Source organism: Vibrio sp. 10N.261.52.C11, assembly GCF_041471405.1.
In the GTDB taxonomy this organism is placed as follows: domain Bacteria; phylum Pseudomonadota; class Gammaproteobacteria; order Enterobacterales; family Vibrionaceae; genus Vibrio; species Vibrio crassostreae_C.
In genome coordinates this window covers 1-9,910 of the sequence record NZ_JBFROI010000024.1, presented here as the reverse complement: position 1 = coordinate 9,910, position 9,910 = coordinate 1, and the positions used below count along the sequence as shown (strand labels likewise).

Sequence of the window (9,910 nt, the reverse complement as noted above, 5' to 3'; positions counted from 1 at the left end):
AAATCTTGAAATCTTGAAAATTAAAAATTAAAAAACTAAAAAGCCCCGTAAACATGTTTGTTTGCGGGGCTTTTGTCTGTCTTTTACGCGGTTCTATTAATCTAAAGAGAGCTTACTTATGACGCTCTTTCAGCTTGTTTACCACATCATCCATCGATAAGCCTTGGTCTTGAAGAAGAACCATTAGGTGGTAAATCAAATCTGCTGATTCACACACTAACTCCGCCTTATCGCCCGACGTCGCCGCAAGCGCGACTTCAACGCCTTCTTCGCCCACTTTTTGCGAAATACGCTTGGTGCCACGGGCATATAGACTGGCAGTATAAGAAGATTCAGGATCGGCGTCCTTGCGGGCAGCCAATAGCTGCTCAAGCTGATGAAGCCACACCATCTGAGACTCTTCTTGCTTGTCTCCATCCCAACACGTTGTTGTACCTGTGTGGCACGTTGGACCAATGGGATTAACTTTAACCAGTAAGGTGTCGCTGTCACAGTCCAAGGCGATGTTTTGCAGTTGCAATACATTGCCCGACGTTTCACCTTTCGTCCAAAGACGCTCTTTTGTGCGAGAGAAAAACGTCACATTGCCAGTTTCACCCGTTTTCTCAAGTGCGGCTGGATTCATGTATCCCATCATTAGCACTTGGCTTGACTGGTAATCTTGAACAATCGCTGGCACTAAGCCATCTACTTTTTCCCAGTTAATACGCTCTGACAATGCGCCTACTTCTGTTTTTGATAAGCTTACGGGTTCAAAACTCATAGTCGCACCTCTACATCTTGTTGTTTTAAATACTGTTTAAGTTCACCAATATTGATGACTTGTTTGTGGAATACCGAAGCCGCAAGTGCTCCATCCACGTTGGTCTTTTTATAAGCTTCAGCAAAGTGCTCCATTGCACCAGCGCCACCAGAGGCAATCAATGGCACATTACACACTTCACGCACCATGTTTAACTGATCGATATCATAGCCGTTACGAACGCCATCTTGGTTCATCATGTTTAACACAATCTCACCTGCGCCACGCTTCTGTACTTCCTGCACCCAATCTTTGGTTTCCCATTTGGTTGCTTTAGTACGCGCTTCATCGCCTGTAAATTGGTAAACCTGATATTTACCGGTTTCTTTGTCGAAGTATGAATCGATACCGACAACGATACACTGAACGCCAAACTTATCAGCAAGGTCAGTAATCAGCTGTGGATTAGCCAATGCCGGTGAGTTGATTGACACTTTATCCGCACCAAACTCAAGAATGCGCGCTGCATCTTCTGCTGATTTAATACCACCAGCGACACAGAAAGGGATATCGATCACTTCAGCTACGCGTTTCACCCAGCTTTTATCGACCACACGGCCATCACTTGATGCGGTGATGTCATAAAATACCAATTCATCGGCGCCCTCTTCTGCATAGCGTTGTGCTAGCGGAACGATGTCACCAATAATTTCGTGGTTACGGAACTGAACGCCCTTAACCACTTGTCCGTCACGGACATCCAAACAAGGGATTATTCGCTTTGCCAACATGCAAATGCCTCCTCTGCGGTAAACTTGCCATCAAGTAGCGCACGACCCACAATCACACCCGCAACACCGCTGCCTTTAAGCGCTTCGATATCAGCTAGGCTGCCAATGCCGCCCGATGATTGGAATTGCACTTGTGGGTACTGCTTACAAAGATCAACATAGAGCTCTACGTTTGATCCTTCTAGCGTGCCGTCACGTGAAATATCGGTACACAGCACGTGTTTAAGGCCAACCGTGAGGTAGTCTTCAATCAGCGCTTCAATAGTCACACCTGAATCTTCTTGCCAACCTGAAATCGCCACTTTACGTGTGCCGCTTTCATCAATGTTGATGTCTAGAGCCAGCACGATTTTTTCCGCGCCATACTTCTCCATCCAACCTTTCACCAACTCAGGTTGCTTAACGGCTGTAGAACCAACCACAACGCGCTGTGCGCCAGCTTCTAGCAGATCAACGACATCTTGTTCGTTACGCACGCCACCACCAATCTGGATGTTCGCAGGCGTGCTAGCAAGGAGCTTAGCAATCAAGTCTAACTGACGAGCCGTTGTGTCTTTTGCGCCCGTTAAGTCAACAAGGTGCAGCCAGCCAGCGCCAGCTTGGTGGTACAGATTAAACTGCTCTGCTGGGTCTACTTTGTATTCTGTTACTTGCCCGTAGTCTCCTTGGAATAAGCGAACTACTTGGCCTTCAATTAAATCTAACGCGGGAATAATCATTTACATTCCTTATATGGCAACGTTAGCCGCTGCCTAATCCTTATTACAATTCCAAGAAGTTCTGAATCAGCTTAGAGCCAGCTTTCGAAGATCGCTCTGGGTGGAACTGAACACCATAATAATTGCCACTTTGAACCGCCGCAGTGAACGGATTACCGTAATCACATTGTGCGATTGTGTAGTCGCCCACTGGCATTGCGAAGCTATGAACAAAGTAGAAGTATTCGCCTTCTTCAATGTCTTTAAATAGCGGGTGATTAGGCGTTGCTGTTACTGTGTTCCAACCCATGTGTGGTAATGGTAAGTCGCCCGTTTCAAGTAAACGAACTTCGCCATCACACAAACCTAGGCATTCAACTAACTCATCAGCCTTTTGACCTTTCTCTTGAGACAGTTTGCCTAACAGCTGCATACCTAAACAGATACCCAGCAGAGGCTTCTCAACTTGCTTGACAAGGGTAACAAGGTCACGCTCTTGCAGGTTCTTCATTGCCTCACTTGCTGTACCTACACCGGGTAGGAATAGCTTGTCGGCAGCAAGAACAACTTCTGGTTCTTTTGAAATTTCAACTGCGTAGCCCAGACGTTCAATCGCAAACTTCACCGATGAAACGTTGGCACAACCAGTATCAATAATAACGACTTTTTGCTCTTTCATACCGAACCCTTACAGAACGCCTTTGCTGCTTGGTAACTCGTTACCTTCAACTTTGATTGCTTGGCGAAGAGTACGGCCAAACGCTTTGAACAGGCTCTCAATGATGTGGTGATCATTATTGCCATCAGAAGAAAGGTGTAGCGTACAAGCCAATGTATCAGTTAGAGAACGGAAGAAGTGAACCACCATCTCGGTTGAAAGATCACCCACTTGCTCACGGCTGAACTTAGCATCGAACTTCAGGTATGGACGACCAGAAAGGTCTAACGCACACTGAGCCAAACACTCATCCATTGGTAGGCTGAAACCAAAACGGCCAATACCACGTTTGTCGCCTAGTGCATCTTTCAATGCTTGGCCTAAAGCCAGAGCGGTATCTTCGACTGTGTGGTGATCATCAATGTGCAGGTCGCCCTTCACAGTCAGGTTCATTTGGAAACCACCGTGTGTCGCGATTTGATCAAGCATGTGGTCGAAGAAACCCATGCCGGTATCGATCTTGTTGCCACCGGTTTCATCAAGGTTTACTGCAACCTTGATATCGGTTTCTTTAGTAGTACGAACTACTTCAGCAATACGCGCATTAACCGTCAGATCTTTAACGATTTGTGGCCAGTTAAGCGTGCCTTCAGTTTCCGCATCCGGGCCATATTGAATACCGCGGATAGCCATGTTCTCTGCCAGTTGAAGATCCGTCATTCGGTCGCCAATCACAACAGAGTGTTGGAAATCGACTTTACCGCCTTGTAGGTACTCTTTAACCATACCCAGTTTAGGCTTACGGCAAGAGCAGTTGTCTTCGTCAAAGTGAGGGCAAATAAGCACGTCGTCAAACTTAACGCCTTGAGATTCGAAGAACTCCATCATCATATTGTGTGGTGCATCGAAATCTTCTTGTGGGTAGCTATCGGTACCTAGACCATCTTGGTTAGTCACCATCACTAGACGGTAACCAGCGTCTTGCAGTGCAAGTAGGCTAGGAATTACTCGCGGTTCGAATTTTAGCTTGTCTAAACGATCTACTTGAAAGTCAACTGGCGGCTCTACAATTAAGGTGCCGTCACGGTCTATAAAAAGTATTTTCTGTTGTTTACTCACTTGAACTTCCTTTTAATTTTAAATCTGGTGGCCTAGCTAAAATCAAACGCTAACCCAAAATATTGGTTTCACTTGCCAATCTGCGATTAATCAACTCAAACTGGCAAATGTTATTACTGGTAAGCCTTTCGTTACTGATAAAAGTTACGAATGAATCCAAGTGTCTTTTCGCACTCTTCGCGGTTACCAATACTAATACGAACACAGTCTTCAATAGGTGAATTACGCAAAATAATGCCCGTATCCCAAGCCGCTTTAAATAACTCATCGCCGTTCGGGAATTTCACCAGTAAGTAGTTACCCCAGCCATCAAAAACCGTCACTTGAGGCATACCTAATAGACCCGCCTGCAAATACGCTCGGTTAGCACTTAAATCCAGAACTTGGAACTTAGCTCGCGCGAGTCCTTGCTCTGAAAGTGCTTGAACGGCAATGTCAGCAACAGGGATTGGCACTGGATAAGGAGCAATCACTTTCAACAGTACATCGATAAGCTCTTTGTTCGCTAGCGTAAAGCCACAACGTAAGCCCGCCAAAGCAAAGGCCTTCGACAAGGTGCGCAGAATCGCTAGGTTTGGATATTGCTCAAGCAAATCAACGGTTGACGCTTCTGGACAAAAATCGATATACGCTTCATCCATCACCACAATCGCTTTGTCTTGTGTCATTTCAAGCAACTTGATGATGTCTTTGCGATCAACCAAATTACCGGTTGGGTTATTTGGGCTACAAACAAACACCACTTTTACGTTGTCGAGCTGAGCTTCGATAGCTGGAAGATCCAATTGCCATTCAGAAGTCAGAGGCACAACCTTACGCTCAACACCAATCGTCTCTGCACTGATTGCGTACATACCGTAAGTGGGTGGGCAGTAAAGAATAGCGTCTTCGTTCGGCTCACAGAAAGCACGAATCAGTAATTCAATACCTTCGTCAGCACCACGCGTTGTCAGAGTTTGCTCTGATTTCACGCCTGCGTATTGAGCGTAAGCATCAATCAGCTCTTTTGGCTGACATTCGCTGTAACGGTTAAGACGAGACAAGTTCAGGTTGTACTCGTTATCAAACGGAGATTCGTTGGCGTTTAGCCATACATCACCAGTACCGCCTATGCGTCTTGCAGACAAGTAAGGTGTTAGAGCCTGAACTTGTTTTCTTGCTAACTTTTCCATGCCCTACCCTTATTTCGCTTTATTTAGCTGTTCAAATCGATTTAATTTTTCAACTCGGATGGTCACCGCACGTTTGTGCGCATCCAAACCTTCGGCTTCCGCCATTGTGACTACCGTTGGCGCTAGGCCTTTCAACCCATCGGCTGTTAGCTCCTGCACCGTCATTCGCTTAGAGAAATCAGCCAAACCTAGGCTTGAATACGTCTTGGTATAACCGTAAGTCGGAAGAACGTGGTTTGTGCCGGATGCGTAGTCACCTGCAGATTCTGGAGACCAGTCACCAAGGAAAATTGAGCCTGCATTATCTAGCAATGGCAGCAATTCACGTGGGTTCTTGGTTTGAACGATCAAGTGCTCAGGACCGTAGAAATTCGAAATCGCAATCGCTTGAGTGATCGATTCAGCAATGATGATTAAGCTTGAAGCCAATGCTTGCTGAGCGATGTTCGCACGAGACAGTTCTTTCAGTTGCTTTTGAACCGCTTCTGTTACTTGGTCTGCAACCACTGGAGATGGAGTTACCAATACTACTTGAGAGTCAGGCCCGTGTTCCGCTTGGCTCAACAAATCCGCTGCAATGAAGTCTGCATCAGCCGTTTCATCAGCAATCACTAACACTTCAGATGGGCCAGCTGGCATATCAATAGCTGCTCCGCGGAAGTCATTACTCACTTGGCGCTTTGCTTCCGTAACGTAGGCATTACCTGGGCCGAAGATCTTATCGACTTTAGCCACACTCTCGGTACCGTAAGCCATTGCTGCAACCGCTTGACCACCACCAACGTTGTAAACTTCGTCGATCTTACAAAGCTTAGCGACATACAAGATTTCATCAGCGATTGGCGGAGGTGAACAAAGCACAACCTTACGACAACCTGCGATTTGAGCAGGAACACCTAACATAAGAACCGTTGACGGTAGTGGCGCACTGCCACCGGGAATATAAAGGCCAACAGTATTAATCGCGCGCGTCACTTGCTCACACACAACACCAGGCTGTGTCTCAACCTTAATTGGCTGCGGCTTTTGAGCTTCGTGAAACTTAGCAATGTTGCTATAAGCTTGCTCTAACGCTTGCTTCATCTCTGGTGTTAGACGAGCACACGCCTCTTCAATCTCACCCGAACTGACTCGGATAGATTCTGGAGTTACACCATCAAACTTTGCAGTCAGCTTTTTAAGCGCGGCATCGCCTTCATTTCGTACTTTTGCAATAACATCAGAAACAGTCGCTGTGATGTTTGCACCTTCAGTAATAGCTGGACGCTCTAATACCGAGTCTTGCTGTGATTCACTTAAAGATTGCCAAACAACGGTTCTCATCGTCACTACCCCATCATTTTTTCGATTGGTAATACTAGAATCGAGCTTGCACCCAACTCTTTCAGCTGTTCCATTGTTTCCCAGAACAAGTTCTCTGTACTTACTAGGTGCACGGCAACTTTGTCTTTGTCTGTAGATAGAGGAAGAACCGTTGGATCTTCAGCACCAGGCAGTAGTGCTTTGATTTGCTCTAGTTGAGAGGTTGGCGCGTGAAGCATGATGTACTTCGACTCTTTCGCTTGTTGAACACCCTGCATACGAGTCAGTAGTTTTTCAATCAGTGCGGTCTTGTCTGCGTCGAAGTCGCCAACACGTTGAATCAGTGTTGCTTTCGATTGGAAGATAGCTTCTGCTTCTTTTAGGCCGTTCGCTTCAAGCGTTGCACCTGTAGAAACTAAATCAGCGATAGCGTCTGCAAGGCCAGCGCGAGGCGCGACTTCAACCGAACCTGTTAGCATACAAGTGCTGAACTCAACACCCTGCTCGTCCATGTAGGCTTTAAGTAGTTGTGGGTAGGTTGTCGCAATACGTTTGCCCGCTAAGTCTTGTGGGCCGTTGTATTCTTCGTCTTTATTAATAGCGATTGAAAGGCGGCAACCACCGAAGTCTAAACGACGTAGTGTGCGGAACTCTGAAGGCTCTTTAAGAGCAACACGATCTAGACGAACTTCTTCTAGTTCATTTTCACCGATGAAACCAAGGTCAACTACACCATCCATGATAAGACCTGGGATGTCGTCATCACGAACGAGTAACAAGTCGATTGGCATATTTAGTGAGTGAACCACTAGGCGCTCACCCATGATATTAAATTTAACACCACATTTTTTAAGTAGGTCTTGGCACTCTTTACTTAAGCGACCTTTCTTTTGAATTGCGATTCTTAGGCGTTGTGTCTGCATTGCTGTATCCCTGTGCAAATATTTGAATTTATTGATTATTTAAAAGCGCTAAAACTAAAAAACCCTCGGGGACTTTGTCATCCCGAGGGTTTAAATCTAAATTCTTTTGACTTAACCTCCGGGAGTAATCTTGCTCCCGGGTATACGTAAATCTCCCCGAAAGACTAGATAGGGTGATGATGGTGATGAATGTTCATTACTAATTTACGCATACTTATCAGCTCTTAGGTTGTTTGCTGTCTTGTCTCCACACTAACTAAGCTGACATCCTTTTTCAACCATTTATTCGAACTTTTTTCACGAAACTTAAAATTAAATTAACAGGCACAAAAAAGGGAGGCAAACGCCTCCCTGATAGTTTACTGATTAACTTTCAATTTTAGCTTTTGCACGTCGCCATTTTGCAGCGAGAGAAGTAAGCCAATGCAAAACATACAGCAACAAACGTTAGAGACGCTGCGCCAAATGCGATGCCAATTGAAGATGTCATACCTAGAGTGATGAAACCAATGCACGATACGAACGCTACAGACAACGCGTATGGAAGCTGAGTCGAGACGTGGTCGATGTGGTTACAACGAGCACCAGTAGAAGACAGAATCGTCGTATCTGAGATTGGAGAACAGTGGTCACCAAATACTGCACCCGCTAGAACCGCACTTAGCATTGGAAGAATCAGTGCGATATCCGATGCTGCAGCCATGTCACCTGCGATAGGTAGCATGATACCGAACGTACCCCATGAAGTACCTGTAGAGAACGCCATAACGCCCGCTAGAAGGAACAAGATAACTGGTAGCCAGTGGTAATCGATGCTGCCCGTTACTAGAGATGATAGGTACGAACCTGTTTTCATGTCGCCGATTACAGAACCGATAGTCCATGCGAATACAAGGATTAGGATTGCGCCAAACATAGAGCTTGCACCAATCCACATTGTTCTTGCGATATCGGCCATAGATAGCTTTTGCTTGAATACTGTCGCTAGTGCTACTAGTAAGCCGATAACACCACCGTAAACAAGAGATTTACCAACATCTGTATTTTCGAATGCACCAAGTAGGTTAAACGCTTGACCATCAGCAGCTAACGCTTGACCGCCTGTGTAAAGCATCGCAGCTACAGTCGCTACGATCAATGAAACGATCGGCATGATTAGGTCAGAAACAGAACCGTTCTCGCTCTCTTCGATGTCTAGCTCTTCGTTTAGATCGTGAGCTTGCTGGCTATCGTTGTCGCCTTCAAAGCCACGACCTTGAGACGCTTCGATCTCGTGATCGCGCATCTTACCAACATCTAGACCGAACCACGCCACTGCGAACACCATCAATAGTGCAAATACCGCGTAGAAGTTCATTGGAATAAGACGAACATAAGCACCTAGAGCAGAATACTCTGTCACACCATGTGTTACTAAGATGCCACCAATAATAGTAATGATGTAAGCACCCCAACTAGAAGCTGGCATGATCACACACATAGGAGCCGCAGTAGAATCAAGAATATAAGCTAGCTTAGCGCGAGATACGTAGAAACGGTCTGTAACAGGACGAGAGATTGCACCCACTGCCAAGCTGTTGAAGTAATCATCAACAAAGATGAATACACCTAAAAATGCAGCAAGCAGTTTTGAACCACGCTTGCTCTTAACTCGAGACTGAGCCCACTCAGCGAATGCACGAGTACCACCAGAAAGCGTTAATAGCGCTGTTGTCATTCCAAGAATAATTAGGAAAGCAATGATGCTCATGTTCCAAGTATTGATACCACCATCTTCGATGAAAACACCAGATGCTTTAGTAAATACGTAGCTAGCGGCATTACCTACTGAATAGTCAGCCAGTAAGATGGCACCCATAACGATACCGACACCCAAAGAAACCAATACACGGCGGGTAACAATAGCAAGGCTCAAAGCCACAAGGGGCGGAAGCAAAGATAAAGGTGATGTTGCAAAATCTATTAAATTCATGATCTTCAAAAACCAGTTTTTTATTTGGCTAGAGATCTACTGCAGACAAACTTGATACGGCTGACCAAGCTCATGTTGAACTAAGCGAAAGGGAAGTGAACACTTCACCCAACCCTACAGTAGCGCTCCATAGTTTAAAATTAAGACTATGGCAGTGTTGTACCTATTGAGCACAACCCCAGCAAATTGCTTAGATATACAATTTACTTCGGCAATTACACCTTTCATTCCCGTTCATTGGCATCACCCCAACGGAAGTTACTTTTTATAATTGCACCTCTACGTGCGATAACATTATTAACCGTGTAAACCAGAGTTTAACAACAAATTAACCAACACCTCGCATCAGGTAGCCGCAATTGTACTCATCAAGAGCAACAATGCAACATATCATTCCGAGAAAAATAGCTTTTTGTTAATGAACTAATCAATAGAAGAATAGTCTACATAAGTTGACTACTCCACCTGTCACATATCATTTTTTAAGATATTCTTAATAATTATTATAAATTCAATAGAAATACTGCTCTGAA

The 9,910-nt window shown here is 45.3% G+C and carries 9 protein-coding genes, 1 riboswitch and 1 other annotated feature; all 9 genes read right to left on the bottom strand.

The features are described from left to right. Positions 1–112 precede the first annotated feature (112 nt). Positions 113–763 (bottom strand): bifunctional phosphoribosyl-AMP cyclohydrolase/phosphoribosyl-ATP diphosphatase HisIE, encoded by a 651-nt coding sequence (gene hisIE, locus AB4323_RS09415; RefSeq protein WP_017060271.1) that lies wholly within the window; start codon positions 761–763, stop codon positions 113–115. Continuing rightward, positions 760–1,533: an imidazole glycerol phosphate synthase subunit HisF gene (gene hisF / locus AB4323_RS09410; RefSeq protein ID WP_017060270.1), complete on the bottom strand. Its 774-nt coding sequence runs from the start codon at positions 1,531–1,533 to the stop codon at positions 760–762. Before hisF ends, hisIE begins: the two co-directional genes overlap by 4 nt. Continuing rightward, positions 1,515–2,252, bottom strand: coding sequence for a 1-(5-phosphoribosyl)-5-[(5-phosphoribosylamino)methylideneamino]imidazole-4-carboxamide isomerase (gene hisA, locus AB4323_RS09405; protein ID WP_012604374.1), 738 nt, complete (start codon positions 2,250–2,252; stop codon positions 1,515–1,517). The genes hisF and hisA overlap by 19 nt, the downstream gene beginning before the upstream one ends. 43 nt (positions 2,253–2,295) lie before the next feature. Then, positions 2,296–2,910: an imidazole glycerol phosphate synthase subunit HisH gene (hisH, locus tag AB4323_RS09400; RefSeq protein WP_017060268.1), complete on the bottom strand. Its 615-nt coding sequence runs from the start codon at positions 2,908–2,910 to the stop codon at positions 2,296–2,298. A 9-nt stretch (positions 2,911–2,919) separates the two neighbouring features. Beyond that, positions 2,920–4,008 carry a bifunctional histidinol-phosphatase/imidazoleglycerol-phosphate dehydratase HisB gene (gene hisB, locus AB4323_RS09395; protein ID WP_017060267.1) on the bottom strand — a complete coding sequence of 363 codons (1,089 nt, stop codon included), beginning with the start codon at positions 4,006–4,008 and terminating at the stop codon, positions 2,920–2,922. Between the two features lie 131 nt (positions 4,009–4,139). Continuing rightward, complete coding sequence (gene hisC / locus AB4323_RS09390; protein ID WP_017060266.1) at positions 4,140–5,180, bottom strand: histidinol-phosphate transaminase; 1,041 nt, start codon at positions 5,178–5,180, stop codon at positions 4,140–4,142. A 9-nt stretch (positions 5,181–5,189) separates the two neighbouring features. Next, positions 5,190–6,509 (bottom strand): histidinol dehydrogenase, encoded by a 1,320-nt coding sequence (gene hisD / locus AB4323_RS09385; protein WP_102429165.1) that lies wholly within the window; start codon positions 6,507–6,509, stop codon positions 5,190–5,192. Then, positions 6,509–7,405, bottom strand: coding sequence for an ATP phosphoribosyltransferase (gene hisG, locus AB4323_RS09380; RefSeq protein WP_017060264.1), 897 nt, complete (start codon positions 7,403–7,405; stop codon positions 6,509–6,511). Before hisG ends, hisD begins: the two co-directional genes overlap by 1 nt. Before the next feature lie 53 nt (positions 7,406–7,458). Next, positions 7,459–7,594: a sequence feature (His leader region), on the bottom strand. Positions 7,595–7,784: 190 nt separating this feature from the next. Further along, positions 7,785–9,377, bottom strand: a complete 1,593-nt coding sequence (locus tag AB4323_RS09375) for a Na+/H+ antiporter NhaC family protein (protein WP_102332948.1) — start codon at positions 9,375–9,377, stop codon at positions 7,785–7,787. Positions 9,378–9,489: 112 nt separating this feature from the next. Then, positions 9,490–9,667, bottom strand: a riboswitch (Lysine riboswitch). Positions 9,668–9,910: the final 243 nt, after the last annotated feature.